At 59.2% G+C, this 25873-nt stretch carries 22 protein-coding genes; 4 read left to right on the forward strand and 18 right to left on the reverse strand.

Features of this window, described 5'->3' with window-relative positions:
• Positions 1-145 precede the first annotated feature (145 nt).
• On the forward strand, positions 146-1120 hold the full coding sequence (locus tag ACGS9J_RS02165; RefSeq protein ID WP_442229438.1) for an alpha/beta hydrolase: 975 nt from the start codon (positions 146-148) through the stop codon (positions 1118-1120).
• Here ACGS9J_RS02165 and ACGS9J_RS02170 read toward each other — a convergent pair.
• The 6 genes from ACGS9J_RS02170 to ACGS9J_RS02195 all read right to left on the reverse strand — a co-directional run bounded on the left by ACGS9J_RS02170 (position 1117) and on the right by ACGS9J_RS02195 (position 8276).
• Positions 1117-2085 carry an ABC transporter ATP-binding protein gene (locus tag ACGS9J_RS02170; protein ID WP_442229439.1) on the reverse strand — a complete coding sequence of 323 codons (969 nt, stop codon included), beginning with the start codon at positions 2083-2085 and terminating at the stop codon, positions 1117-1119. The two genes, ACGS9J_RS02165 and ACGS9J_RS02170, sit on opposite strands and share 4 nt — an antisense overlap.
• Positions 2075-3061: an ABC transporter ATP-binding protein gene (locus ACGS9J_RS02175; RefSeq protein ID WP_442229440.1), complete on the reverse strand. Its 987-nt coding sequence runs from the start codon at positions 3059-3061 to the stop codon at positions 2075-2077. Before ACGS9J_RS02175 ends, ACGS9J_RS02170 begins: the two co-directional genes overlap by 11 nt.
• Positions 3058-4008, reverse strand: a complete 951-nt coding sequence (opp4C, locus tag ACGS9J_RS02180; RefSeq protein WP_442229441.1) for an oligopeptide ABC transporter permease — start codon at positions 4006-4008, stop codon at positions 3058-3060. The genes ACGS9J_RS02175 and opp4C overlap by 4 nt, the downstream gene beginning before the upstream one ends.
• 2 nt (positions 4009-4010) lie before the next feature.
• A complete protein-coding gene (locus tag ACGS9J_RS02185; protein ID WP_442229442.1) occupies positions 4011-4967 on the reverse strand; it encodes an ABC transporter permease in 957 nt (318 codons plus the stop codon).
• Between the two features lie 48 nt (positions 4968-5015).
• Positions 5016-6704, reverse strand: coding sequence for an ABC transporter substrate-binding protein (locus ACGS9J_RS02190; protein WP_442229443.1), 1689 nt, complete (start codon positions 6702-6704; stop codon positions 5016-5018).
• A 153-nt stretch (positions 6705-6857) separates the two neighbouring features.
• The gene (locus ACGS9J_RS02195; protein ID WP_442229444.1) at positions 6858-8276 is read right to left on the reverse strand and encodes an aminotransferase-like domain-containing protein; all 1419 of its coding nucleotides are present in this window, start codon (positions 8274-8276) and stop codon (positions 6858-6860) included.
• A gap of 144 nt (positions 8277-8420) precedes the next feature.
• Between ACGS9J_RS02195 and ACGS9J_RS02200 the strand changes: the two genes are divergently transcribed.
• The 3 genes from ACGS9J_RS02200 to ACGS9J_RS02210 are packed head-to-tail and all read left to right on the forward strand — an operon-like array spanning position 8421 to position 10995.
• Positions 8421-9821: a cytochrome ubiquinol oxidase subunit I gene (locus ACGS9J_RS02200; protein ID WP_442229445.1), complete on the forward strand. Its 1401-nt coding sequence runs from the start codon at positions 8421-8423 to the stop codon at positions 9819-9821.
• A gap of 2 nt (positions 9822-9823) precedes the next feature.
• Positions 9824-10831 (forward strand): cytochrome d ubiquinol oxidase subunit II, encoded by a 1008-nt coding sequence (gene cydB / locus ACGS9J_RS02205; RefSeq protein WP_442229446.1) that lies wholly within the window; start codon positions 9824-9826, stop codon positions 10829-10831.
• A gap of 14 nt (positions 10832-10845) precedes the next feature.
• On the forward strand, positions 10846-10995 hold the full coding sequence (locus ACGS9J_RS02210) for a DUF2474 domain-containing protein (protein ID WP_442229447.1): 150 nt from the start codon (positions 10846-10848) through the stop codon (positions 10993-10995).
• 8 nt (positions 10996-11003) lie between these two features.
• On the opposite strand, the gene ACGS9J_RS02215 is transcribed toward ACGS9J_RS02210, so the two are convergent.
• The 12 genes from ACGS9J_RS02215 to ACGS9J_RS02270 all read right to left on the reverse strand — a co-directional run bounded on the left by ACGS9J_RS02215 (position 11004) and on the right by ACGS9J_RS02270 (position 25872).
• A complete protein-coding gene (locus ACGS9J_RS02215; RefSeq protein WP_174574365.1) occupies positions 11004-11270 on the reverse strand; it encodes a hypothetical protein in 267 nt (88 codons plus the stop codon).
• Positions 11267-11491 carry a hypothetical protein gene (locus ACGS9J_RS02220; RefSeq protein ID WP_442229448.1) on the reverse strand — a complete coding sequence of 75 codons (225 nt, stop codon included), beginning with the start codon at positions 11489-11491 and terminating at the stop codon, positions 11267-11269. Before ACGS9J_RS02220 ends, ACGS9J_RS02215 begins: the two co-directional genes overlap by 4 nt.
• A gap of 167 nt (positions 11492-11658) precedes the next feature.
• Complete coding sequence (narI, locus tag ACGS9J_RS02225; protein WP_442229449.1) at positions 11659-12336, reverse strand: respiratory nitrate reductase subunit gamma; 678 nt, start codon at positions 12334-12336, stop codon at positions 11659-11661.
• Positions 12337-12338: 2 nt separating this feature from the next.
• Complete coding sequence (narJ, locus tag ACGS9J_RS02230) at positions 12339-13061, reverse strand: nitrate reductase molybdenum cofactor assembly chaperone (protein ID WP_442229450.1); 723 nt, start codon at positions 13059-13061, stop codon at positions 12339-12341.
• Positions 13058-14602, reverse strand: a complete 1545-nt coding sequence (gene narH, locus ACGS9J_RS02235) for a nitrate reductase subunit beta (protein WP_442229451.1) — start codon at positions 14600-14602, stop codon at positions 13058-13060. Before narH ends, narJ begins: the two co-directional genes overlap by 4 nt.
• Positions 14599-18375: a nitrate reductase subunit alpha gene (locus ACGS9J_RS02240; RefSeq protein ID WP_442229452.1), complete on the reverse strand. Its 3777-nt coding sequence runs from the start codon at positions 18373-18375 to the stop codon at positions 14599-14601. The genes narH and ACGS9J_RS02240 overlap by 4 nt, the downstream gene beginning before the upstream one ends.
• A 437-nt stretch (positions 18376-18812) precedes the next feature.
• Positions 18813-20066: a hypothetical protein gene (locus ACGS9J_RS02245; protein WP_442229453.1), complete on the reverse strand. Its 1254-nt coding sequence runs from the start codon at positions 20064-20066 to the stop codon at positions 18813-18815.
• A gap of 186 nt (positions 20067-20252) precedes the next feature.
• Positions 20253-21155: a glycosyltransferase family 2 protein gene (locus ACGS9J_RS02250; RefSeq protein WP_442229454.1), complete on the reverse strand. Its 903-nt coding sequence runs from the start codon at positions 21153-21155 to the stop codon at positions 20253-20255.
• Positions 21156-21189: 34 nt separating this feature from the next.
• The gene (locus ACGS9J_RS02255) at positions 21190-22176 is read right to left on the reverse strand and encodes a glycosyltransferase family 2 protein (RefSeq protein WP_442229455.1); all 987 of its coding nucleotides are present in this window, start codon (positions 22174-22176) and stop codon (positions 21190-21192) included.
• 6 nt (positions 22177-22182) lie between these two features.
• Positions 22183-24069: a carbohydrate-binding protein CenC gene (locus ACGS9J_RS02260; RefSeq protein WP_442229456.1), complete on the reverse strand. Its 1887-nt coding sequence runs from the start codon at positions 24067-24069 to the stop codon at positions 22183-22185.
• Entirely contained in the window at positions 24066-24809 is a 744-nt protein-coding gene (locus ACGS9J_RS02265; protein WP_442229457.1) for a glycosyltransferase family 2 protein, read from the reverse strand. Before ACGS9J_RS02265 ends, ACGS9J_RS02260 begins: the two co-directional genes overlap by 4 nt.
• 1 nt (position 24810) lies before the next feature.
• Positions 24811-25872, reverse strand: a complete 1062-nt coding sequence (locus ACGS9J_RS02270) for a glycosyltransferase family 4 protein (protein ID WP_442229458.1) — start codon at positions 25870-25872, stop codon at positions 24811-24813.
• Position 25873 lies beyond the last annotated feature (1 nt).

Below are 25873 nucleotides of genomic sequence, written 5' to 3' on the forward strand. Positions count from 1 at the left end.
ATATCTCCGGCCGGCGGAAAAGTCAAACCGCAGCGGTGAAAAGCGTGGCGTAACGCGCCTTTCCCAACGGGGCACATCCCCCTAAAGGCAGCGGTACGCGGTTCTACTACACTGTGATTTCATCCCCTGCGTTTGAGGAACCAAGATGTCCAGGAAAACCGTTGATCTCACTCAGCCGGCAGCACAGCACGATATCCGTACTTTTCTTGATGCACTGAACGCCGGCGGCGCCAAGCCCCTGGAGCAGTTGAAACCCAAGGAGGCGCGCAAGGTGATGGAGGGCCTGCAAAGCGGTACCGAGGTCCCTTTGCATGAGGTGGAAATCAGCGAAAAAACCATTCACGTCGAGGGTCAGGATATCCTGCTGCATATCGTGCGACCGGCCAAAGTGAAGCAAGCGCTGCCGGCATTCATGTTCTTCCACGGCGGCGGTTGGGTACTGGGCGACTTCCCCACCCATGAGCGACTGGTACGCGATCTGGTTTACAGCTCCGGCGCGGTAGCGGTGTTCGTCAATTACGCACGCTCACCGGAAGCTCATTACCCGCTGGCCATCAACCAGGCTTATGCAGCAACCGAATGGGTGGCCGAGTACGGCGAGAAAATCAACGTCGATGGTTCACGCCTGGCGGTAGTCGGCAACAGCGCAGGCGGCAATATGGCGGCGGTAGTCAGCCTGATGGCCAAAGAAAAAGGCATCCCGGCGCTGCGCAGCCAGATCCTGCTGTGGCCGGTGACGCACGCCAGTTTCGATACCGAGTCTTATCGCCAGTTTGGCGAAGGTCATTTCCTCACCCGCAATATGATGAAATGGTTCTGGGACCACTACATCCCCGATAAAGCGCAGCGCAAGGAAATCTACGCCTCGCCGCTGAACGCAACGCTGGAACAGCTCAAAGGCCTGCCGCCGGCGTTGGTGCAAACTGCCGAGCTGGACGTGCTGCGCGACGAAGGCGAAGCCTATGCCCGGCTGCTCAATGCCGCGGGGGTGGAGGTCACCTGCACCCGCTATAACGGCCTGATCCACGACTATGGTTTGCTGAACCCGATCGCCGGGGTACCGGCGGTGCACTCGGCGATCCATCAGGCCGGGCGCGCGTTGAAGCATTATCTGGCTTAGCCTGCATAATGGCAGGCCACCCGGTGCCCCGGAGCCACCTGACGTAACGCCGGGGCCTGCTCCCGGCACTGTGCGCCGGCCTGCGGGCAACGGGTATGAAAACGACAGCCGTGCGGCGGTTGGGCCGGGTTGGGCAGTTCCCCCCGGGCTATCGCCTGCGGCTGCCGGTGCGGATCCAGACTGGGTACCGCCGCCAGCAGCGCCTGGGTATAAGGGTGCAACGGCTGACGGAACAGCGAATCGCGATCGGCGCTTTCAACAATTTGCCCGAGATACATCACCGCCACGTCCTGACACAGGTGTTCAACCACGCCCAGATCGTGCGAAATAAACAGGAAGGTCACCCCCTGCTGCTCCTGAAGATCGGAAAACAGGTTGATGATCTGCGCCTGAATAGAAACGTCCAGCGCCGAAATCGGCTCGTCGGCGACAATGAACTCCGGCTGCAAAATCAGCGCGCGGGCGATGCCGATGCGCTGCCGCTGGCCGCCGGAAAACTCGTGCGGGAACCGTCCGTAATGCTGCGCCGACAGCCCGCAGATCTCCATGGTGTCGATCACCCGATCACGCAGCTCACTTTTCTGCGCCAAACCATGTTGCAACAGGGCTTCGCCAATGGCCTCGCCGACCCGCATTCTCGGGTTCAACGAACTGTAGGGATCCTGAAACACCAACTGCATCTTCGGACGCATGCTGCGCAGTTGACGGGCGCTGAGCGCGTCCAACGCCTGCCCTTTGAACCACACCTCACCGGCGGTCTTTTCGTGCAACCCCAACAGGGTGCGGCCTACGGTCGTTTTACCGCTGCCGGACTCCCCCACCAGACCAAAAATCGTTCCCCGGCGAATACTGAAACTGACATCGTCCACCGCCCGCAGTTGCCCGGTGGTCTGGCCGAATAATCCTTCCCGCAGCGGGAAATATTTTTTCAACCCTTTCACTTCCACCAAAGATTCAGACGACATCGATGCGCCCTCCGGCGTTCAGGAAACAGGCAGATTGCCGTTGCCGATCGCCATACAACGGCGGAATGCCGTCACGGCAACGGGCGCTGGCTTTATCACAGCGTTCGGCAAAGGCGCAGTGGTCCGGCAAACTGGCCAGATCGGGCACCTGCCCGGGGATCGAATACAACCGCCGCCTGCGCTGCCCCGCCACCGGCCGCGAAGCCATCAGCCCCTGGGTATACGGGTGCTGCGGATTGGCCAACACTTCATGCGTGGCCCCCTGCTCGACAATGCGTCCGGCATACATCACCACCAGCCGATCCGCCATCTGGGCAATTACCCCGAGATCGTGGGTAATCAGCATCATCGCCATATTGTGCTTACGCGCCTGCTCGCGCAGCAGCGCCAGAATTTGTGCCTGCACGGTCACATCCAGTGCGGTGGTCGGTTCGTCGGCAATCAGCAACGCCGGCCGGCAACTGATGGCCATGGCAATCATGATGCGTTGCAGCATGCCGCCGGAAAGCTGGTGCGGATAGCACGTCATCAGTTGTTCGGCACGCGCCAGCCCAACCTCGGTAATTAGCGCCGTGGCCTCCCGCCAGGCCGCCTTCGGCGCCGTGCCCCGGTGGCGGATTAACGGCTCCACCAACTGCTCGCCTAGGGTCAGCACCGGGTTCAGCGCGCTCATCGGTTCCTGAAAAATCATCGCCAAACGGTTACCGCGTAAATCCGCCATCTGTTGCGGCCGCAGTTTCAGCAAGTCCTGACCGTCAAAGTGGATTTCGCCGCCGTCAATCTGCGCCAGCGGGTGTGGCAACAGGCCCATCAGCGCCATGGCGGTCACGCTTTTCCCGCAGCCGGACTCGCCGACCACGCCCAGCGTCTGCCCGGCATGCAGTTCAAAACTCACCTGTTGCACTGCCCGCACCCGTCCCTGTTCGCCCTGGAAGGCCACCGACAGTCGATTAAAGACCACCAAGGGTTGGCTCATCGTCTTACCCCGTTCATTTTTGGATCGAGCGCGTCCCGCAGGCCGTCGCCCAGAATATTAATCGCCACTACGGTGATGAAAATCGCCAGTCCCGGCGGCATCCACAGCCAGGGACGGCGTTGAAAATCAATCAGGCTGTTGGCGGCGTCCATCATGTTGCCCCACGACGGCATCGGCGGCACCACGCCCAACCCCAGGTAACTCAGGGCTGACTCGCTGAGAATGGCATTGGCGACGCCCATGGTGGCCACCACCACCAGGATCGGGATGGTATTGGGCAACAGATGGCCGAAGATCCGCCGCCGGGTAGACAGGCCCAGCACCTCGGTCGCCAGCATGAAATCACGTTCGCGCAGCGACAAGATTTGCCCGCGCACCAGTCGCGCCAGTGATGGCCAGCCCAGCAGGCTGAGCATGATCATCACCATGTAAATACGGTAGTCCGGCGAGACATCCAGCTCCGACAGCATCGCCCCCATGATGATCAACAGCGGCAGACTGGGAATGGTCATCAGCAGATCGGCGAAGCGCATGATCAGCTTGTCCACGATGCCGCCGAGATAGCCGGACAACGCCCCCAGCAGATAGCCGAGCGTGACCGACAGCAGCATCGACACCAGGCCGATGGTCAGCGAGATGCGCCCTGCCAGCAGCAGGCGGGTATAAATGTCGCGACCAAGAAAATCGGTGCCCAGCCAGTGTGCTGCGCCCGGTGCCTGATTGATGTTCAACGCATCACCGGCATCGTCCTGCCAGGGCGACAGCATCGGCCCGAACAGGCAAAGTGCCGCCATCAACACCAGTAACAGCAGCGAAATCATTGCCAGGCGGTGACGCCGCAAACGCTGCCAGGCTTGAGCGGTCGGCGGTGACGACACCTGCGCCAGCGCCGGGAGTTGCGCCTGTCGCCAGCGGCGGCGACGGCCGAAAAACAGGGATGCCAACATAGTCACCTCAAACGAATGCGCGGATCGGCATAGGCGTACAAAATGTCCGCCAGCAGATTGCCCAGAATGGTCAGCACCGCCAGAAACAGCGTAAACCCCATCAACACCGGATAATCGCGCGCCGCCAACGAATCGATATGGATATGCCCGGCCCCCGGCCAGTTGAAGATTTTTTCGGTGATCAGCGCCCCGGAGAACAACGCAGGCAGTTCAAACCCCAACAAGGTGATGATCGGCAATAACGCATTGCGCAGCGCATGCCGCAGGATCACCGTTTTCTCCTTCAGCCCTTTGGCGCGCGCGGTGCGGATATAATCCATGCGGATCACGTCCAGCATGCTGGCGCGGAAATAACGCGTCAGGGTGCCGGCCTGCAACATCACCAGCGCCAGCACCGGCAGCAGCAGATGCGCCGCGACCTCCGTCACCCACGCCAGCCCGGTCGCTTCGCTGCCGGTACGCAGCATGCCGCCCGCCGGCAACCAGTGCAGATCGACGGCGAACCATTTGATCAACAACAGGCACAGGAAAAAGGTCGGGAACGACATGGCGCCGAACACCGCCACGGTCACCAGATGATCGAATAACGAATAGGGTTTCATCGCCGAAGCGACCCCCACCGCCAGCGCAATGCCCCAGTACAGCACCAGCGCGACCGACGCCAGCAGGAACGAGTTCCAGATGTACTGGTTCAACAGCGTGCTGACCGGGATCTGGTATTGCAGCGAAAAGCCGAGATCGCCCCGCAGTAATTGACCGAGCCAGTGCCAATAACGGGTGAGCAGCGGCTGATCCAACCCGTACAGCGCCCGCAGCTCGGCTGCACGCTGGGGCGTCAGGTTGATGTTACCGTCGATAAAGTCGCCGGGCGTCAGCGCGAAGATGAAGAAAATCAGCAGCGACGCCAGCAGCAGCATCGGAAGGGTTTGCAGCAAGCGGCGCAGGATAAAATTTCTCATGGTGTTTTCCGTCACCGCTGCCCAAACCGGCGCAGCGGAGCCTTACCGTTACTGAGCGATCTTGATGTCCGGCAGGCTGCCGGTCAGACCGTTGTAAACGTCCGGTTTAAAACCGGTGACGCGCGCGCTGCTGGCGCTGAGCACTTTACGGTTGCCCAACAAAATCACCGGCGGATCTTCGGCCAGTACCTGATACAGCTGGTGATACAGCGGTTTGCGCTGCCCGATATCCAGCGTGGCGTTCGCCTCGCCAATCAGTTTGTCGACCTGCGGATTGTGATAGCCGGTTTCACTCACCTGGCTAATGAAATCGCGCACCCCGTCATGCGGGTCATTCAGCCCGCTGGTGCTGAGCGACGCCAGATCGTAATTCCCCGCCTTGCGCTGCGCCAACAGCGCATTGAAATCCAGCACCTGCGGCTTCAACAGCACGCCAATCTGCCGATAGTTGTCTTTGGCAATCGGCACCAACGCGTCGTTAAGCAGCTTTTTGGTCACCAACAGCGTCAGCTCCAGCTTTTTGCCGTCCTTTTGGCGAATGCCGTCCGCGCCCGGTTTCCACCCGGCCTGATCCAGCAACTGCCTGGCTTTGCTGACGTCATAAGCGTAAGGATTGATGCCCTGCGGATCATAGGCCCAGGAAACGGGAGAGATCGGCTGGTTAGCCACCGACCCGTACCCCTGGTAGACCACGGTGATCAGCTTTTGCCGATCCAGGCCGTAGATCAGCGCCTGACGCACGCGCGCATCTTGCAACGCCGGGCGCTTAAAGTTGAAATCCACCCGACTGTAGTCGCTGGAGCTATACAAATTGATATTGGCGAAGCCGAGCAGCTTCAGCTGTTCAATGTCATCCGGTTTGGAGGTAAAGGCGTCGTAGTCGGTTTCACCGGTCTGAAACAGCTGGAAGTTGGTGGCCGGGTTGGTGACGCGGTAAATAAAGCGCGCCACGGCGGGCGGGCCGAGATAGAAGTTTGGGTTAGCGTGGAAACGGATCTCCTGCCCCGGCACATATTTATCGTAAATATAAGGGCCGTTGCCCAAAGGTTTGCCGTTCAGCGCCCGCACGCTTTCCAGCTTGCCGCGCTGATAATCCTTACCGTAATAGGCCTTCGACAACACCGGCCCGCCGATCAGCAGCAGCGTGGTGGCGCCCGGCTGGGTGGTGGTGATTTGCAGCGTGCGTTCGTCGATCACCTTCAGCCCGCTGATGCTGGGCGCAGTGCCGTTTTTATATTCCGCACCGCCCTGAATGTGTGCCGGAGCAATGTCGGTGTCACCGTCATAGGCCGGGTCATGCAGCAGCGTCAGGGTAAAGGCGATGTCTTCCGCCTTGATCGGCGAACCGTCGCTGTAGACCAGATCAGGCCGCAATTTAATGGTGTAAACGAGGTTGTCCGGGCTGACTTGCCAGGACTCCGCCAGCCGCGCCACCGGTTTGCCCTGGCTGTCCAGACCAATCAGCCGGGTGAAGATCACGTCGGTGACATTCTCATCCCAGCCATTGCTGAACAGATAAGGGTTAAAATTGCCCTGAGGTTCAAGAATACCGGCCACCACGGTGTCTTTACGCAGCTTGGCCGCCGCCGGCACCAGGCTGGCATCGCCGGCCGGGGTGATGCCTTCCGCCAGGGTTTCCGCCTGGGCGTGAAATGCCAGGCCCAGTGCGCAGGCGATGGCCAGCGCAGCCAGCCGTTTTTGCAACAGTTTGTTTATATTGTTTTTTATTCTGCTCACCCACTGCCCCTCGTTTACCCGTTGATAAATGTGACAAAATTTATCGCAGAGTAATCGGCGGCCGTGGGGCTGTCTAACAACGAAACCGGCATTCCATTGCCGGAAAAAGCATTATGAGTTTTTCTATGGCGATGCTGGCTCGCCGTGGGCCATTCAGCCTGCCGGTTCGAGCTGCCGGATAAGTTTGGCTAAGGTCTGGATCGCCGCCTCGTGCTTGTCGCTCCAGTCGAAAGAGGCATTCAGGCGGAAGCAGTGGTTGAAGTGGTTGCCGGTGGTGAACATCCTGCCCGGCGCGATACTCACGCCCAGCGCCAACGCACGCTGATACAGCTCCATCGACGACAGCGCCGGATCCAGCTCCACCCACAGAAAGTAGCCGCCGTCGGGCTGGCTGACCTTCACGGTGGGCGGGAAATGGTGGGCAATCGCCTGGCGCATCATGCTCTGGCGCTGGGCCAGCAGCCGACGCAAACGCCGCAGATGGGTGTCGTAACCGCCATGCAGCAGGTAATCGGCGATCGCCAACTGGGTGGGCACGCTGGTCGACACCGTGCTCATCAGTTGCAAACGCTGGATTTGCTGCGCGTAACGCCCCGCCGCCACCCAACCGACGCGAAAGCCCGGCGCCAGACATTTCGAAAATGACGAACAGTGCAAGATCTGCCCGCCGTGATCCAGCGCCTTGGCCGGTTGCGGCCGCTCGGCGCTGAAATACAGTTCGCCGTAAACATCGTCCTCAATCAGCGAAATTTGCCGCTCGCGAAGCATAGCTACCAACCGCTGTTTATTCTCTTCCGGCATCGAAGCGCCCAACGGATTCTGGAAGTGGGTCATCAGCCAGCAGGCTTTGATCGGATACTGTTCCAGCGCGTGCTCCAGCGCATCCAGATCCATGCCGTCCTGCGGGTGAGTCGCGATCGCCACCGCCTTTAACCTCAGCCGCTCCAGCGCCTGTAGCGCCCCGTAGAAGGCCGGGGATTCAATCGCCACATAATCCCCCGGTTGCGTCACCGCCTGCAAACTGAGGCTCAGCGACTCCATGGCACCGGCGGTAATCACTATCTCATCCGGCGCGACCTGCATGCCGCTCAGCGCATAACGCTGGGCAATGTTTCGCCGCAACGCATCATTGCCGGGTGGCAGGTTGGCCAGCGAACTGTGCGGCGTGAATTTGCGGGCTACGCTGCTCAGCGCCCGCGCCAGCTTCGGCTGGGCAAACAGCGTGGCATCGGGAAACGCCGAGCCGAAGGGAACAATCTCCGGATCTTTGCACGCCTGCAGCACGTCGAAAACAAAGGTGTTGATGTCCACCTGTTCGCTCAGCAGCAGTTTTTCTCCGCGTGCCGGCTGCGGCAACGGCTGCGGACGCGCCGCCACGTAATAACCGGACTGTGGCCGCGCGACGATCCAACCCTGGCTCTCCAGCAGTTGATATGACTGCACCACCGTCATCAGGCTCAGTCCGGCGCGTTTACCGCTTTCCCGCAGCGACGGCAGTTTGTCTCCCGCCCGCCATACCCGGTTCTGGATCTGTTCACGAATCTGTTGTGCGAGCTGCTCGTATCGGGTCATAGGCCTTAACTGTTATATGAAAAAGTAAAATAACTGTCACTATTATAGCCACTGTACTCCGTGCTTAACTTGACGCCAAGCTTTCCACAGAAAAATTACAGCTATACTGAAGAGGTTATTTTATGTCCAACCCAAGGAGGCGCCATGCTGGGTCTTGATGCACTGGAACTTGCCAGAATACAGTTCGCCTTCACCGTTTCTTTCCATATTTTGTTTCCTGCCATCACCATAGGTCTGGCCAGTTATCTGGCGGTGCTGGAAGGATTATGGTTAAAAACGCGCAATGAAGCCTATCGCGATTTGTACCATTTCTGGTCGAAAATTTTCGCCGTCAACTTCGGCATGGGCGTGGTTTCCGGGTTGGTTATGGCCTATCAGTTCGGCACCAACTGGAGCTTCTTCTCCGAGTTCGCGGGCAGTATCACCGGCCCGCTGCTGACCTATGAAGTGCTGACCGCCTTCTTCCTGGAAGCCGGTTTCCTTGGGGTGATGCTGTTCGGCTGGAACCGCGTCGGTCCGGGGTTGCACTTCTTCGCTACCTGCATGGTGGCGCTCGGCACCTTGCTTTCCACCTTCTGGATCCTGGCCTCCAACAGCTGGATGCAAACGCCGCAGGGGCATGAAATCATCAACGGCCAGGTAGTGCCGGTCGACTGGCTGAAAGTGATATTCAACCCGTCGTTCCCATACCGACTGTTGCACATGTCGACCGCCGCCTTCCTGGCTTCAGCCTTCTTCGTTGGCGCATCCGCCGCCTGGCACCTGCTGCGCGGGCGTGACACGCCGGCGATGCGCACAATGCTGTCGATGGCGATGTGGATGGCGCTGATCGTCGCGCCGATACAGGCGATGATCGGCGACGCCCACGGCCTGAATACGCTGAAACATCAGCCGGCGAAGATCGCCGCCATTGAAGGCCACTGGGAAAACCCGCCGGGAGAAGCCACCCCGCTGATCCTGTTCGGTTGGCCGGACATGGCGCGTGAAGAAACCCGCTTCAAACTGGAAGTGCCCTATCTCGGCAGCCTGATCCTGACCCACAGCCTGACCGAACAGGTCCCGGCGCTGAAATCCTTCCCGCCGGAGGATCGCCCCAACTCCACCGTGGTGTTCTGGTCGTTCCGCATCATGGTGGCGCTGGGGATGTTGATGATCCTCGCCGGGGTGTGGAGCCTGTGGCTACGCTGGCGCGGCGGGCTGTATCAGTCCCGACCCTTTCTCTATTTCATCCTGTGGATGGGGCCTTCCGGCCTGCTGGCGCTGCTGGCGGGGTGGTTCACCACCGAAATCGGCCGACAGCCGTGGGTGGTATATGGCCTGCTGCGCACCAAGGATGCGGTCTCCGCGCACGGTGACCTGCACATGAGCATCAGCCTGCTGGCGTTTATCATCGTTTACTGTTCGGTGTTCGGCGTCGGTTATTCCTACATGATGCGTCTGATCCGTAAAGGGCCGCAGCAGCACGAAAACCATGAAGACGATACGGACGGCAGACCGGCACGCCCGCTGTCTGCGGTGAAAGAAACTCTGGATGACAGGAGCTGAGCATGGGCATTGATCTTCCGTTGATTTGGTTTGTGATCATCGTGTTCAGCACCATGATGTACGTGGTAATGGACGGCTTTGATTTGGGTATCGGCATCCTGTTCCCCTGGGTTAAGGACAGCGGCGACCGTGATGTGATGATGAACACCGTCGCGCCGGTATGGGACGGCAACGAAACCTGGCTGGTGCTGGGCGGTGCGGCGCTGTTTGGTGCCTTCCCGCTGGCTTACGCGGTGATCCTCGATGCGCTGGCCATTCCGCTCACCCTGATGCTGTTCGGGTTGATTTTCCGCGGCGTGGCGTTTGAATTCCGCTTCAAGGCCACGGAGGAGAAGCGTCACATCTGGGATAAGGCGTTTATCTGGGGATCCATTTTCGCCACCTTCAGTCAGGGGGTGGTGGTCGGGTCCATCATCAATGGTTTTCAGGTCAGCGGCCGCGGCTATGCCGGCGGCGCCCTCGACTGGCTGACGCCGTTCGCGCTGTTCTGCGGGCTGGGGCTGGTGGTGACCTATGCGCTGCTGGGCTGCACCTGGCTGGTGATGAAAACCGCCGGTGACCTGCAGGCTCGCATGTATCGCTTGGCGACGCCGCTGCTGATCACCCTGCTGCTGGTGTTGGCGGTGGTGAGTATCTGGACGCCGATTGCCCATCCGGAGATCGCCGGCCGCTGGTTTACGCTGCCGAACCTGTTCTGGCTGCTGCCGGTGCCGGTCCTGGTGCTGCTCAGCGCCTGGGGGATCCAGCACGGCGTGAAAAGCGCGGCGCACTATTCGCCGTTCTTGCTCACCCTGTTGCTGGTGTTCCTCGGTCTGAGCGGGTTGGGCATCAGCATCTGGCCGCTGTTGATCCCGCCGTCCATCACCCTGTGGGACGCCGCCGCCCCGCCGCAAAGCCTGGGCTTTATGCTGGTCGGCGCGCTGTTTATCATCCCGATTATTTTGGTCTACACCTTCTGGAGCTATTACGTGTTCCGCGGCAAAGTCAGCCATGAGCACGGTTATCACTGATGAGGGAGGACAGTATGCAAGATAAAACCGCGACCGCCCCGGCCCCCTGGTGGAAACGCGTGGGCTGGCTGGTGATTATCTGGAGCGCCAGCGTGTTGGGGCTGTTTCTGGTCGCCTCGATGTTCCGCCTGCTGATGACCGCCGCAGGCATGAAGTCGGCATAACCTGAGCACTATCTGGCCGAGGTGTTGGGGAAGTAAAAGGAAATAACCAGCGTTACCAAGGGTAGCGCACCTATTTTCAACAGCTCGAACACTTGCCTGATAGGCTCGCTTTGATCCCAATAAGCGTGGGCGGTAAAAACGCCCACGCTTATCACGAAGATCCCGCACAGCACCTGACGCGCCAAGCGCAAACGTTCCATTTCATCGAAGACCAATATCTCCTTCAGGTACCCCCTGGCGGCCTCATCGTGCAGGTTTGCGTTTTCGGTGCTCATGGGAAGATCCCCACGACTCGCCCCACGGCCTCCAGCTCTGCGCCATTTTCTCGCACAATGCCCAGGGACGTCCCATTCTGTTTCATCCAGTGCTTATCAGCTATGGCTATCAACGCGAAAGCCATCTTGATTACCTCGGTTTTCTCCATCCCATGGCGCCGGGCTATATCGTTCAGATCGTCATCAATTTTATTGGATAAACGGATCGGTAAACTGCGCATACTCCACCTCCTGTGGCTGATTGTCAGTCAGACAGAGTCTACGTGAGCCGCACAATCTGTTCAATTAGTGAACTGCGTAACGTCTCGCAAATTCAGCGAGTTAACGAAAAAAAACCGTCGGCGGAAAGTTTTCCTGCCGACGGTTATTGATTCAACAGCAGAATAATTTAACGGCGGTTACGCACCAGTTGGTAGCGGCGGGTCAGGTATTCCACCGGCACGCTCCAGATGTGCACCAGGCGGCAGAACGGGAACAGCACAAACAGCGTCATGCCCAATACCATGTGCAATTTGAAGATCGGCGCTACGTCCACCAGATGCTGCGACGCCCCGGCGTGGAAGGTCACCACCGCCTGCGCCCAGGCCACCAGCTTCATCATTTCGCTGCCGTCCATATGCTGGGCGGAGAACGGAATGGTCAGCAAGCCGAGGCACACCTGCACCACCAACAGCGTCAGGATCATGATGTCGGCAAAGCTGCTGGTCGCACGTACCCGCGGGTTGGTCAGGCGGCGTTTCAGCAATAGCGCTCCCCCGATCAACGTCATCACGCCGCAGGCCCCCCCGGCGATCATCGCCAGCTTCTGCTTCACGTCAATCGGCAGGAAGGCTTCATACATCCAGTGCGGTGTCAGCATGCCGAGGAAGTGCCCGGCGAAGATACCCAGAATACCGATATGGAACAGGTTGGAGGCCAGCCGCATGCCCTTCTTATCCAGCATTTGGCTGGAGCCGGCACGCCAGCTGTATTGCCCGTAATCGTAACGCAACCAACTGCCGATCAGGAAAATCGCTCCCGCCAGATAGGGGTAAATATCGAAGAAGAATTGATTTAAAAATTGCATGATTAGCGTCCTTTGGTTCCGGTTAGCGCATCCGTCAAATCCAGGTACTGTGGCGCGACCGCGCCGGCAAAACGCCGCTGATGCGCCGTTTGCTGTGCCGAGGCGCAGCCCTGCTCGCCGAGGAACTTGATTTGTTCCTCTTCCCAGACCGCGTCCAGCGCCTGCGGCGTGTCATCGCGGGCCTCTTTTGCTACCTGAGACTCCAGCGCCTGTGCCTGAACTTCACCGCCGGACAGCGTCAGCAACAGGTCAAACAGCACCGCATATGGGCTTTCCCGCTGCTGTAGCCGGGCGCCCAACAGCGCCAGGATCGGCGCGATATCCTGCAAGCCGCCGCGTGCCTCGGCCGGGTTACGGCTGGCCAGATACTCCAGGTACAGCGGCAGGAAATCCGGCAGTTCGCGGCTGTCGATCTCCAGGCCCGCTTCACGGTATTGCGCCATCAGATCAACCATCGCCTGGCCGCGATCGCGCGATTCGCCATGCACGTGTTCAAACAGCAGCAGCGAGGTGGCACGGCCACGGTCGAACAGCTCGCAGTATTCGGCCTGCACGTCCAGCAACGGACGGGCACAAAAACGACGAATAAACAGGATCAACTGCGCGCTGTGGTGCAAATCCAGTTCGCTGGCCGGCTCCAGTGCCTCAACCAATGCCTGCTGATGGTCGAACAGCGCCTGCTCCGGGTAGTCCAGCAGGCGGGCAATCACTTTCAGGCTGATCATGAGGCATCCTCCTGACGGGCAGTTTTCTGCGTCACATCGATAGCGTCAATGCGGCGGCTGTTGAACAGGTTGAACTTGCCGTCGCTGCCGTGGCAACCGTCGCCAAAGCTGAAGCCGCAACCTTTGCTTTCCGGGAAAGCTTCGCGCGCCAGTTCGCGGTGGCTGGACGGGATCACAAAGCGATCTTCATAGTTGGCAATCGCCAGATAACGGTACATCTCCTGCGCCTGCGCTTCGGTCAGCCCCACCTGTTCCAGTGCGCTGGTGTCCAGCACGCCGTCAACGGTTTCCGCCCGTTTGTAATGACGCATCGCCAGCATGCGTTTAAGCGCCAACAGCACCGGCGCGGTATCCCCTGCGGTCAGCAAGTTGGCCAGATATTGCACCGGAATACGCAGGCTCTCCACGTCCGGCAATACGCCGCTGTGTGCCAGCTCACCGGCATCGGCTGCGGATTGGATCGGTGACAATGGTGGCACGTACCACACCATCGGCAGCGTGCGGTATTCCGGGTGCAGCGGCAGCGCCAGCTTCCAGTCCATCGCCATTTTGTAGACCGGCGACTGCTGCGCGGCCTCGATGACGCCCTGTGGAATACCATCCGCCAACGCCTGGGCAATCACCGCCGGGTCGTGCGGATCGAGGAAGATATCCAACTGGCTTTGGTACAGATCCTTGTCGTTTTCAGCGGCGGCGGCCTGCTCAATGCGATCGGCGTCATACAGCAACACGCCCAGATAGCGAATACGGCCGACGCAGGTTTCCGAGCACACCGTCGGCTGGCCGGACTCGATGCGCGGATAACAGAAGATGCACTTCTCGGACTTGCCGCTCTTCCAGTTGAAATAGATTTTCTTGTACGGGCAGCCGGTCAGGCACATGCGCCAGCCGCGGCATTTATCCTGATCGATCAGCACAATGCCGTCTTCGCCACGCTTGTAGATGGCACCGCTCGGACAGGTGGCGACACAGGCCGGGTTAAGGCAGTGTTCGCACAGGCGCGGCAAATACATCATGAAGGTGTTTTCGAACTGGCCGTACATCGCCTTCTGCATGTTGTCGAAGTTCTTGTCCTGCGAACGTTTTTCGAATTCGCCGCCGAGGATCTCTTCCCAGTTCGGACCGCTTTCAATCTTCTTCATGCGCTGGCCGGTGATCAGCGAGCGCGGACGAGCGATCGGCTGATGTTTCCCCTGCGGCGCGGTATGCAGGTTCTGATAGTCGTAGTCGAACGGCTCGTAGTAGTCGTCCAGCGCCGGCACGTCCGGGTTGGCGAAAATCTTCGACAACAGGCCGACGCGGCTGCCCATGCGCGGCTCCAGTTTACCGTTGATCTTGCGGATCCAACCGCCCTTCCACTTTTGCTGATCTTCCCAGGCGTGCGGATAACCGACGCCGGGTTTGCTTTCCACGTTGTTGAACCAGGCGTACTCCATGCCCTCACGGCTGGTCCAGACGTTCTTGCAGGTTACCGAACAGGTATGGCAACCGATGCATTTGTCCAGGTTCAGCACCATGCCGACTTGTGAACGAATTTTCATTTTGCTTTCTCCTGCTGGCTGCCCTGTGAGTCGTCGTTGCCTTCACCGTCTAACCAATCGATGCGGTTCATTTTGCGTACCACCACAAACTCGTCGCGGTTGGAGCCGACGGTGCCGTAATAGTTGAATCCGTAGGCCAGCTGCGCATAGCCGCCGATCATATGGGTCGGTTTCGGGCAGACGCGGGTCACCGAGTTGTGAATACCGCCGCGCTGGCTGGTGATTTCCGAGCCGGGAATATTCACGATACGTTCCTGCGCGTGGTACATCATGGTCATGCCGGCCGGAATACGCTGGCTGACGACGGCCCGCGCGGTCAGTGCACCGTTGGCGTTAAAGGCTTCGATCCAGTCGTTGTCCTCAATGCCCAGATCTTTGGCATCGTCTTCGCTCATCCAGACAATCGGCCCGCCGCGCGACAGGGTCAGCATCAACAGGTTGTCGCTGTAGGTGGAGTGAATGCCCCACTTCTGGTGCGGAGTCAGGAAGTTCAACGCCTTCTCTTTGTTGCCGTTCGGTTTCTGGTTCAGCAACGGCTGCGCGGCGCGAGTATCGATCGGCGGACGGTACACCAGCAGGCTCTCGCCAAAGGCGCGCATCCACTCGTGATCCTGATACAACTGCTGACGGCCGCTGAGGGTGCGCCATGGGATCAGCTCATGCACATTGGTATAACAGGCGTTATACGACACGTGTTCGTCTTCCAACCCTGACCAGGTAGGGCTGGAAATGATTTTGCGCGGCTGGGCCTGAATATCGCGGAAGCGAATTTTTTCGTCTTCCTTGTTCAGCGCCAGATGACGGTGATCGCGGCCGGTCATTTTGCCCAGCGCTTCCCACGCCTTGACCGCCACCTGCCCGTTGGTTTCCGGTGCCAGCGTCAGGATCACCTCGGCGGCATCGATGGCGCTTTCAATCTTCGGCCGCCCCGTCGCCGGGCCTTCGGTTTTCACGTAGTTGAGTTTTTTCAGCAAATCGACTTCGTCCTGGGTGTTCCAGCCGATGCCCTTGCCGCCGTTGCCCAGCTTATCCAGCAGCGGCCCCAGCGAAGTGAAACGCTCGTAGGTGGCCGGGTAATCGCGCTCCACCACCATAATATGCGGCGCGGTTTTACCGGGGATCAGCTCGCATTCACCCTTTTTCCAGTCTTTGACACCGTAAGGTTGCGCCAGCTCGGCGGCGGAGTCATGCTGGATTGGCAAGGTCACCACGTCGGTTTCCTGGCCCAGATGCCCAACGCAGACTTCGGAGAAGGCTTTGGCGATGCCCTTGTAGATTTCCCAGTCGCTTTTCGAGTCCCAGGCCGGATCGACCGCTGCCGACAGCGGGTGAATAAACGGATGCATGTCCGAGGTATTCATGTCGTCTTTTTCGTACCAGGTGGCGGTCGGCAGCACGATGTCGGAATAAAGGCAGGTGCTGGACATGCGGAAATCGAGCGTCACCACCAGATCCAGCTTGCCTTCACCGCCGTTATCCTGCCATTCCACTTCCTGCGGCTTGGCGCCGCCCTGCCGGCCCAGATCCTGCCCCTGAATGCCGTTTTCGGTACCCAGCAGGTATTTAAGCATGTACTCATGGCCCTTGCCGGAGGAGCCCAGCAAATTGGAACGCCAGACAAACAGGTTACGCGGGAAGTTCTGCGGGTTGTCCGGCTGCTCGGCGGCAAAGCCGAGAGTCCCTTTTTTCAGGGCGTCGACGGTGTAATCCACCGGTGATTGCCCTGCGGCTTGCGCCTGCGCCGCCAAGTGCAGCGGGTTGGTGCTCAACTGGGGTGCCGACGGCAACCAGCCCATGCGCTCGGCACGCACGTTGAGGTCGATCAGGCTGCCGCCAAAGCGCGACTTGTCCGCCATCGGCGACAACAGCTCTTCGGTGCCCACGGTTTCGTAACGCCACTGGCTGGAATGGTTATAGAAGAACGAGGTGCTGTTCATATGGCGCGGCGGACGTTGCCAGTCGAGGCCAAACGCCAATGGCAACCAGCCGGTCTGCGGTCGCAGTTTTTCCTGGCCAACGTAGTGCGCCCAGCCGCCACCGCTCTGGCCGACGCAGCCGCAGAAGATCAGCATGTTGATCAGGCCACGATAGGTCATGTCCATGTGGTACCAGTGGTTGACACCGGCACCGACGATAATCATCGAACGGCCATGGGTTTTCTCGGCGTTGTCGGCAAACTCGCGGGCAATGCGGATAATGTTGTGGCGTGACACGCCGGTGATCTGCTCGGCCCAGGCCGGGGTATAGGCTTTGACGTCGTCATAGTCGGTGGCGCAGTTGGCGTCGTTCAGGCCACGCTCAAGGCCGTAGTTGGCCAGGGTCAAATCGTACACGCTGGTCACCAGCGCTTCGCTGCCGTCCGCCAGACGCAGACGTTTTACCGGCAGCTTGTGCAGCAGGATCTCGTCCAGCGCCACGCTGTTGAAGTTCTGGCTCTCGGCCCCGCCGCTTTTTATGCCGCCAAAGTAAGGGAAACCGACCTCGGCCACCTCGTCATGCGCCCCCAACAGGCTGAGTTGCAGCTCCACTTCCTGCTGATCTTGACCGGCACGTTGTTCCAGGTTCCATTTGCCCTGTTCGCCCCAGCGGAAACCAATCGAGCCCTGCGGCGCGACCAGTTCGCCACTGCGTTGATCGATGGCGACGGTTTTCCACTCGGGGTTGTTTTCTTGCCCCAGGCCGTCAACCAAATCGGCGGCACGCAGCAGGCGACCGGCGGCGTAATGCCCCGCTTCGCGCGGCTCCAGCATCACCAACATCGGCATGTCGGTATAACGACGCACGTAATCGCGGAAATAGCCCACCTCGCGATCCAGGTGGAACTCTTTCAGCATCACGTGGCCCATCGCCAACGCCATGGCGCTGTCGGTACCCTGTTTCGGGTTCAGCCACTGGTCGCACAGCTTGGCGACTTCGGCGTAGTCCGGCGTGACCGCCACGGTTTTAGTGCCTTTGTAACGCACTTCGGTGAAGAAGTGGGCGTCCGGGGTACGCGTCTGCGGCACGTTGGAACCCCAGGCGATGATGTAGGAAGAGTTATACCAGTCGGCGGATTCCGGCACGTCGGTCTGTTCGCCCCAGGTCATCGGCGAGGCCGGCGGCAGATCACAGTACCAGTCGTAGAAGCTCAGGCAGGTGCCGCCAATCAGCGACAGATAACGGGCGCCGGCGGCGTAAGACACCATCGACATCGCCGGGATTGGCGAGAAGCCGATAATGCGATCCGGCCCGAAGGTTTTGGCGGTATAGACGTTGGAGGCGGCAATCAGTTCGTTCACTTCCTGCCAGCTGGAACGGACGAAACCGCCGCGTCCGCGCGCCACTTTGTAGCTTTTGGCTTTTTCGGGATCGCTGACGATCGAGCCCCAGGCATCGACCGGATCGCTGTGCAGCGCCTTGGCTTCACGCCACAGCTTGATCAGGCGTTTGCGCATCAGCGGGTATTTCAGGCGGTTGGCGCTGTACAGATACCAGGAATAGCTGGCGCCGCGTGGGCAGCCGCGTGGTTCGTGGTTTGGCAGGTCGGGACGGGTGCGGGGGTAATCGGTCTGTTGGGTTTCCCAGGTGACCAGGCCGTTTTTCACATAAATTTTCCAGCTGCAGGAGCCGGTGCAGTTGACCCCATGGGTGGATCGCACAATCTTGTCGTGCTGCCAACGGCTGCGGTAGCCGTCTTCCCAGTCGCGGTTGGTGTTCAGCGTCTGGCCATGGTCGCCAGAAAAAGGTTCCGCCAACTGCTTAAAATAGCGGAATCGGTCTAGAAACTTGCTCATCCGGAATTCTCCTGAGGGCTTTTTAATATTTTTTTACCCTATGGATTTCAAGTCGCAGCTAGGCGGCCAGCTCGCTCATCTCCAGGCGCTTACTCAAGTAAGTCACTGGAGTGAGCTAGCGCAGGTAACAACGCTGCGGCTTGAAATACGACGGGTAATGACGTTGCTCAATCTGTGGCCAAGCCTACTGATGCCAGAAGTTGGGCAAATTGATTGCGATCAAGAGAACGGAGGGAGAATAGCGGCGGGAATGGCGGAGCTACCCCTAAAGTATCAGGGCAGTCATCGAATTTAATTGATTGAAAATAATGCAAAAATTCCAAATGAGATGTTCGAGGGGATGTGTTGCGGGATCGGTCGAGGTATTTGGGGGTAGGAAGCGGACTGACGCCCGCTTTCTGTTTGGCGAAGTGAGGGTTACTGGAGCAAAAGGCGCATTAGCCTAAATCCATCTCATGGCCTATCCACTCGCCGCTGTCGCGGTTGATGAATTGCAGGTACTGCTCGTACTCCTGCTCGCCGTAGAACAGGTTCAGCAGCGGTGTTTTATAGAACGACTGCCACATTTGCCCCAGCATGATCGGGCGGCGCGGAACGTAAATGTTCTCGATCAGGTTATAGCCGGTAGCCATCAGCATGAAACACAGGAAGAAGTAGTTAAACCTGCCGCGCAGGAACGAACCGCGATGCGCCACGTAGTAAAACAGCAAGAACACCGAGGCGACGCTGGCATAACGGCTGGCCGCCTGCAGCGAGCTGGAACACAGGAACACAAACACCACCAGCCATGCCGCGTAGTTTTTAATCTCCCCCGCCTGGTTGTGCATCGGGTTGGTCAGCATGAAGACGCCGAGAAACAGCGTCGGGAATAACACGATCAGGAAGTTAATCATGCCGTTGGCGTTACCGGAGGTCAGGTATTCGCTGGCGTACATACCGGAGGTATAAACGTCCGAGTAACTGTTGATGCCGGAGATCGTAATATGGGAAAGGATAAACGGCAGCGCAAACTTGGCGGTCAGAAAGGCGATGGCACTGAACGCCACCGTCAGCAGACGGTTCAGGCGCATCACCCGGCTGCACAGCAACACCCCCACCAGCAGCATGCTGGAAAAGTGGGTCAGCATGGCGAACAGCATCAGGCCCGAAGCCAATGGGCGGTTGAGCTTATGGCAAAACAGCACCATCGCCAGAGTCATCACCGCCATCGAAAAGCCAAAGCGCAGCCCCATGGCAATGATAAACGGGTTAATCAAAAACAGCACCGCCAGATGCAGTAACACAAACTGCCGCGCCGTAAACGCCTTGCCGGAGTGCAGCATGACGATATTCAGCGCGCTGAGATAACAGTAAACCGACAGCGCGACGTACAGCCCCGGAATAATGAAAAACGGGATCCCCAGCGTTTTAAAAAGATAAAAATTGGCGTACAGCACCACGTCCACCTTGCCCTGAATAACCTCCCCCAGGCTGGTCGCCGAGTTGATGGCATCGTAATTGGCAAAGTGACGGTAAAGGTCTGCCAACGGCGGGATCTTGATAAAGAAGAAGAAAAAACACAGCGCAATCAGCACATAGGCCGCCGAGTTTTTCTTTCCCGCCCGCAGCGTAGCTATGCTGTGCAGCAAAGCAAAAAGCGGTACCGTCAGCAACAAGACGCTGCCAATCAGCGTAGAACGTTCAAAACGCATAATCATCCTCTGGCTAAATACTTCCCTCTCATTTGGGAGTATTGCTCATCAGTTAAGGCGATCTTGTCCCCTCTCCTTTGGGAGAGGGTTAGGGTGAGGGGAAACAGACAGAGCAGCGGCTAAAGCCCCTCACCCCGGCCCTCTCCCACAGGAGAGGGTGACGCTTACCTGACTCATTTCGTAATATCAGAACGGCACGCCGCGGAAAAACAGGTTGCGGATGATATTTTTCATATACACGCCGGCCATCAAGCCGCTATTGACGTAGACAATGCCCTTCAGCCCATAGAAAACCCCGGCCAGGCGGCTCTTGCCGTCGGTAATGATGCGCGAGGTAATGCAGGTATGGCGCAGACGCAGAATGTTGCGCGCCCGGGGGGAAACCTGCGGCATCAGCCGCTGCTCGAACTGCATTTTATTGCGGTAGCCAATAATACCTTTCGGGCTGGAAGTGATGCGATCGCCATCATGGTCATTGTGCACCGCCAGCCGCTCATGCAGCGTGCCAATGCTCGCCCCGGCCGCCAGCAGTCGGTACAGAAAGATATGATCCTGATAGCGTGGAGTATTAAAGAAGCCACGCACCGCAATCGCCAGGCTGCGCCGCATCATGATCATCGGCGTGTAGGCGACACCGGCCAGCATAAAGTCCTCCAGCCCTTCACAACGCGCGCGGTAGTAATGTTCGGCGCTGATCTGCCCGTCTTTCAAAATGTCCATGTCGCACAGGCTGACGTCGTAGTGGCCCTGCTGCATAAACGCCAACTGGCGGGCGATTTTTTGCGGATGATAGTAGTCGTCATCATCCAGAAAAGTAATGTACTCCCCGCTCGAACGCAGGATCCCACTGTTACGCGCCTGAGCACCGCCGCCATTACGCCGGCGCGGACAATAGATAATCTCCCCCCGCTCGATATAACCGGCCAGGCGTTCGCGGGTCGCCAGGCGATGGGCGTCGCCCTGCGGGTTGTCATCCACCACGATGATTTCCAACGGGCGATGGGTTTGCGCCAGCACGCTGTCGATAGCGCGCGCCAGCAGTTCACTGCGGCCATAGGTGGGTATGATGACGCTGACGGTGATACTCATGGTTTGATTTGCCCCAATTGACATAGGTGCGCCGCTAGCCGCGCAGGTTATACAGACGCGCCATCAGGTAGTAAGCCAGCGGGCTGCGGTAAAACAGCCGGTTCTTGCGGCTCAGCATTTTGCGCTCCTCGGTGCGCAGGCCGGAGTAGCGGCGCTTCAGCTCGCGGGTTTCACGCAGCGCATCACGCAGCCCGAAAAAGTCCAGCCCCACCAGCAAGCGCGCCTTCAGCGTGGTGACGTAGAGGATCGAATAAAGCCCATGCCCCAGTCCCTGCCGTCGCCCCGTATCAGCGCCGTCGAGGGCATGATCCAGATCGTCCAGATCGCGTCGCTTGGGTGCGCGCGTAATGCCATTCGGGTTGGCGCGGTAGCCCACCAGAGGGGCATCGCAGACCACGATGCGCTCAGCCTTCAGGTAGAGCTGCGGGATTAACTGAATATCTTCGAAATTCCGCCCCGTCGGGAAGCGCGCCTCGTCGAACAGCGTTTTGCGGTAAATCCTTGCCCAGGCAAACCACATGCTGCGGTTAAAGCTGTCCGTCAGCAGCGCCATATGATCGTCACGTTGTTGGGGGGCGGCATTGCCGGGCACGATGGCCATGGTGCCGTCCGACTGGATCTTGCCGTTGTTGAAGGCCGAAAAACGCTGGGCGTTGAAGGCGACGATGTCGGCCAGCGGGTTGTCCGCCAGCAGGCGGCCCAAAATGCTGAAATAGCCCTCCAGCAGCACGTCGTCGGAATCCAGGAAGCCGATATAGCGCCCCTCGGCATGGGTGATACCGCGGTTGCGCGCCTCGCTCAGCCCCTGATTTTCCTGCCGCAGAATACTGACTCGCCGTTGATGCTGCGGGTAGCGGCACAGCATTTGCTCGGCAATGGCGATGGCGCCATCCGGGCTGCCGTCATCCACGATGATCACTTCCGCCCAGTCCGGCAGCTGTTGCAGCACCGAGCCAAGGCAGGCCTCGATATAAGCCTCGACCTGGTACACCGGAATAATCAGGCTCAGGGTAATATTCATGACCGGTTATCCTTTGTTTTCTGTTTGACGTTGTACCCATACCGCACGGCTGCCCATCGACGGCAATTCAGCCGCAATCTGCGCCTGCCCCTGCGCCTGCCAACCGGCGGGCAGATCAAAACGCGCCGACATGGGGCGGTAATAAGGGTTGGCGATCAGCACCAGTCCCTGCCGGCCATGGATAAACAACCGGGCCGGGATGGCGGTGTTGTTGCCTTGCAACAACCGGCTTTCACCGGAAAGCAGGTAAGGCTCAAAGCTGACAATCTGCTGCGCTACACCGGCGACCCCGCGCCAGATAGCATCAAACTCCTGCTGGCTGAAACCACCACGTTGGCGCTTGTAGAACAGGTCGGTATAGGAATAGAACAGGATGCCCCTGGACCCGCCGATCAATCCTAACCAGGCCTGATTGCGGATCTCCGCCTCGGTCGGTTGGCGCGGCTTGCGGCCGGGTGCATAGGCGGCATGATCCATAATCTGCATCACCAACCAGGCCCCTTTGGCCTGGCGCGCCACCTGGCTGGTGATGCGGCTGTACTCCAGGGTGCGCGTCAGATCGGCGTCCCGACCAACCGGATAAGGATCGCTGGCCAGCACGTCAGAACTGTTGAAATAGGCATTGAGCGTGCCGGTTTTGTCCAACACCTGGAACGTCAGGTGATCCGGATCCAGCCGTTTGACCTGCAGGTGTTTTTGCTCAATCTGCGGCACATATTCCGGCCCCAGCTCGTCGTTGATGTACCAGGCGAGCAGGTTCGGCTCATGTTTGAACTTCTCCACATAGCGGGCCGTCAGCTGCGGGTAGCTCATTTTGGTTTCCGGCGCGAAGCGGGTGCCGGCGTACATGTCCTTGAGCGAAAAAATCACCTGCAAACCGTACTGCTGGGTTTTGCGGAAATAGTGATAGGGATCGCGGCCGGTGCCGTAGTTGTAATTGAGCAAGGTATTGAAACCGGCGTCGCGGATACGCGCCAAATGCTCGTCCGTCGCCATCTCGCCGTACATATAAATGCCGAGCGGGAAGAAGCGCTTGCCTTGCTTCAAAACGTAACCCTGCGCATCCAGCGCTACCCTGGGCTGCGGGCGACCGACGCTGATCGGCATTTCGCTGCGCTGACTGCGTTGCGAGGCCACGTCCGTCACCTGCTGCTGCAAACGATACTCACCGGCGGCCAAATCGGCCGGCAGAGGGAACTCCACTTTCTGTTGCCCACTGATGGCGTAGCGGCGGCTGTCGCGCTTCACCGGGGTGTTTTTGTCATCCACCAGGGTGCTGTCCACCTGCACCTGCTGCGGATCTACCACTTCAACCATGCTGGATGCCGCCCCGTTGCCGCTGCGCATCTGGTACAACTCCGGTGCCACAGGTTGCAGACAGGCGTAGACGTCATCAAACCAGGCGCTGCCGGTGGTGCCCTGGCGCAGATAAACCCCCAGTACCACCTTCACCGCCCGTGGCGGCACCCGAAAATCCCCGGTGACCGGCTGCCAGCCGCTGGTACCCAGCAGCCCCTGCGGATAGCTGCCCGCTAAAAAACGCCCCTGATCGTCATAACTTTCGACAAACACCCCGGCACCCTGGTTTTCGCCCTTGCCCCTGAGGTTTTCACCCCGTACCCAGGCACCAAACGCCACCTGCTGGCCCGGTTTGACCGACAGCCTTTGCAGCATGTTGTGGTAGTTGGCCGGGTTATGATTTTGATAAAACAGGCTGCTCTGGCCGCCATGACCGCCCGCCACCACCTGCGCGGAGGCCAGCGACCAACCGGCCCCCCCCTGCTCGAAGCCGGGATCCTTGAGCAGATTGCCGTCGCAGCCGCCCGCACTGACCAGCCCCGCCCAGCCGACGCTCGCCAGCAGGCAGGCTGAGGTAAGTTTGCTGAAATTCATTGTCTTTTCATCACCGCGCTGTAGAGATAGGAAAAGAACAGATAGCAGGACTTTTGGTAGGACAGCCCCAGATGACGGCGATAAATCTGCCACTGCCAGTCGGCCGCGCGGAATTTATTGCCGGACAGCGACTGGGCGGACAGACGGTAAAAAGCCAGCGGCTCGGGAATGCAATACGCCATGCGATTACGGGCTTTTTCCAGCACCGACAGCCACATCACGTAGTCCTCATGACCGACCTTGCTCTGATACACCTTGCCGACCTGGCGCTGGTTGTACATGCCGGTCAGGTTGCCGATCCAGTTGCTTTTCAGCATATCCTTGTAGGCGATGATTTCCCCGGCGCCGCGGTAGTTCTTCACCCGAGTGAGGTCATCTTCGAAGGTGTAATAATGGGAGCACACCACGTCGTAGCGGTTGGTTTTCAGAATGCCGACCTGACGCGCCAGCTTGTTCGGATGCCAGACGTCATCGCTGTCGCAAAACGCAATATAATCGCCGCGCGCCGCTTCAATCGCGATATTGCGGGTTTCGGCCACGCCCTGATTGGCGTTGTTGCGAATGTAAGTCAGACGATCGTGGATGAACGGTTTCACCACCTCGGCGGTGTTGTCCGTCGAAGCATCGTCGATCACGTACAGGTGATAATCCTGGTATGTCTGGTTCAGCACCCCGAGGATCGACTCTTTGATAAAGCCCGCGGCGTTGTAAGCCGGCATGATAACTGAAACTTTTTCCATCTTAACCTCCAGCGATAAGCTGTTGCCATTGGGGATAAATACGCTCGGGGATGTACTGCTGCGCCCGTTCCAGAGCCTGAAGGGAGAAGCGCTGACGCAGCTCGCCGTCGCCGATCAGCGCCAGGGTTCGTCGGCTGAAAGCCTCGATATCCTCCTCCGCCACCAGATAACCGTTCTCCCCGTCAGCGATCAGCTCCGCCGGGCCGGTCTGGCAGTCAAACGCCACCAGCGGCAGGCCAAAGCTCATCGCCTCAATCAGCACCATCGGCAAGCCTTCATAACGCGAGGTCATCAGCAGCATGGCGGCCTGGCGATAGTGGCCGGCAATGTCCGCCGTCGCCGGTAACAGCTTCACTTGTTCGCCCAGGCCGGCGGCGTCAATCTGCTGTTGCAACGCCCCCCGGTCCGGGCCATCACCGATGATATGCAGTTGCCAGCCCGGCGCTTGCAGGGCTACCCGTTGCCAGGCGGCGATCAGCCGGTCAAACCCTTTCTGGTGGCATAAGCGCCCCACCGCCAGCGCCACCGGTTGCTGTAGCTTCGGCTGCGGCGGTTGCACCGGGAACGGCGAAACGTTCTCAATCACCCGGCATTTGCCGCTGGGCACCCAACGGCTGATGGTGGCCAAATCCTTCTTCGTCAGCAGTACCGTGCGGTCGCCCAGCCGGTAAACCAGGATCTTCAGCCACTTCATCGGCCAGGCGTACTGATGGAAACTGACGTGCTCACTCAGCAACAGTCGGCTGCGCGGGCACAGCAAACGCAGGTACGGCACCATGATCGACGACAGTTTTCCCATCGACACGGTAATGACCACGTCATAGCGCCCCCGGCGCAGAAACCACGCCAGCCGCCAGGGCCACAGCAAGCTTCTGCCGGTCATAAAGCGCAACGTCACAGACGCGTCCAACGGGTAAAATGTCCGGTCGCCGCTGATCGACACCAGATCCACCTGATGCCCCAAACGCGCAGTCAGCGCATTGGCCAGGCTGCTGGCCACCCGCTCGGTCCCGCCTTTTTCGGCGATGTTCTCAATCACAATCGCTACTTTTTGTTGCTGCATG

This window comes from Serratia quinivorans, assembly GCF_052113645.1.
Classification (GTDB): Bacteria; Pseudomonadota; Gammaproteobacteria; order Enterobacterales; family Enterobacteriaceae; genus Serratia; species Serratia quinivorans_B.

What these genes read in the sequence shown, in the direction of transcription:
- ACGS9J_RS02165 (WP_442229438.1), top strand. Translation starts at nt 146, where the DNA reads ATGTCCAGGAAAACCGTTGATCTCACTCAGCCGGCAGCACAGCACGAT.
- ACGS9J_RS02170 (WP_442229439.1), bottom strand. Translation starts at nt 2,085, where the DNA reads ATGTCGTCTGAATCTTTGGTGGAAGTGAAAGGGTTGAAAAAATATTTC.
- ACGS9J_RS02175 (WP_442229440.1), bottom strand. Translation starts at nt 3,061, where the DNA reads ATGAGCCAACCCTTGGTGGTCTTTAATCGACTGTCGGTGGCCTTCCAG.
- opp4C (WP_442229441.1), bottom strand. Translation starts at nt 4,008, where the DNA reads ATGTTGGCATCCCTGTTTTTCGGCCGTCGCCGCCGCTGGCGACAGGCG.
- ACGS9J_RS02185 (WP_442229442.1), bottom strand. Translation starts at nt 4,967, where the DNA reads ATGAGAAATTTTATCCTGCGCCGCTTGCTGCAAACCCTTCCGATGCTG.
- ACGS9J_RS02195 (WP_442229444.1), bottom strand. Translation starts at nt 8,276, where the DNA reads ATGACCCGATACGAGCAGCTCGCACAACAGATTCGTGAACAGATCCAG.
- ACGS9J_RS02200 (WP_442229445.1), top strand. Translation starts at nt 8,421, where the DNA reads ATGCTGGGTCTTGATGCACTGGAACTTGCCAGAATACAGTTCGCCTTC.
- cydB (WP_442229446.1), top strand. Translation starts at nt 9,824, where the DNA reads ATGGGCATTGATCTTCCGTTGATTTGGTTTGTGATCATCGTGTTCAGC.
- ACGS9J_RS02210 (WP_442229447.1), top strand. Translation starts at nt 10,846, where the DNA reads ATGCAAGATAAAACCGCGACCGCCCCGGCCCCCTGGTGGAAACGCGTG.
- ACGS9J_RS02215 (WP_174574365.1), bottom strand. Translation starts at nt 11,270, where the DNA reads ATGAGCACCGAAAACGCAAACCTGCACGATGAGGCCGCCAGGGGGTAC.
- ACGS9J_RS02220 (WP_442229448.1), bottom strand. Translation starts at nt 11,491, where the DNA reads ATGCGCAGTTTACCGATCCGTTTATCCAATAAAATTGATGACGATCTG.
- narI (WP_442229449.1), bottom strand. Translation starts at nt 12,336, where the DNA reads ATGCAATTTTTAAATCAATTCTTCTTCGATATTTACCCCTATCTGGCG.
- narJ (WP_442229450.1), bottom strand. Translation starts at nt 13,061, where the DNA reads ATGATCAGCCTGAAAGTGATTGCCCGCCTGCTGGACTACCCGGAGCAG.
- narH (WP_442229451.1), bottom strand. Translation starts at nt 14,602, where the DNA reads ATGAAAATTCGTTCACAAGTCGGCATGGTGCTGAACCTGGACAAATGC.
- ACGS9J_RS02240 (WP_442229452.1), bottom strand. Translation starts at nt 18,375, where the DNA reads ATGAGCAAGTTTCTAGACCGATTCCGCTATTTTAAGCAGTTGGCGGAA.
- ACGS9J_RS02245 (WP_442229453.1), bottom strand. Translation starts at nt 20,066, where the DNA reads ATGCGTTTTGAACGTTCTACGCTGATTGGCAGCGTCTTGTTGCTGACG.
- ACGS9J_RS02250 (WP_442229454.1), bottom strand. Translation starts at nt 21,155, where the DNA reads ATGAGTATCACCGTCAGCGTCATCATACCCACCTATGGCCGCAGTGAA.
- ACGS9J_RS02255 (WP_442229455.1), bottom strand. Translation starts at nt 22,176, where the DNA reads ATGAATATTACCCTGAGCCTGATTATTCCGGTGTACCAGGTCGAGGCT.
- ACGS9J_RS02260 (WP_442229456.1), bottom strand. Translation starts at nt 24,069, where the DNA reads ATGAATTTCAGCAAACTTACCTCAGCCTGCCTGCTGGCGAGCGTCGGC.
- ACGS9J_RS02265 (WP_442229457.1), bottom strand. Translation starts at nt 24,809, where the DNA reads ATGGAAAAAGTTTCAGTTATCATGCCGGCTTACAACGCCGCGGGCTTT.
- ACGS9J_RS02270 (WP_442229458.1), bottom strand. Translation starts at nt 25,872, where the DNA reads ATGCAGCAACAAAAAGTAGCGATTGTGATTGAGAACATCGCCGAAAAA.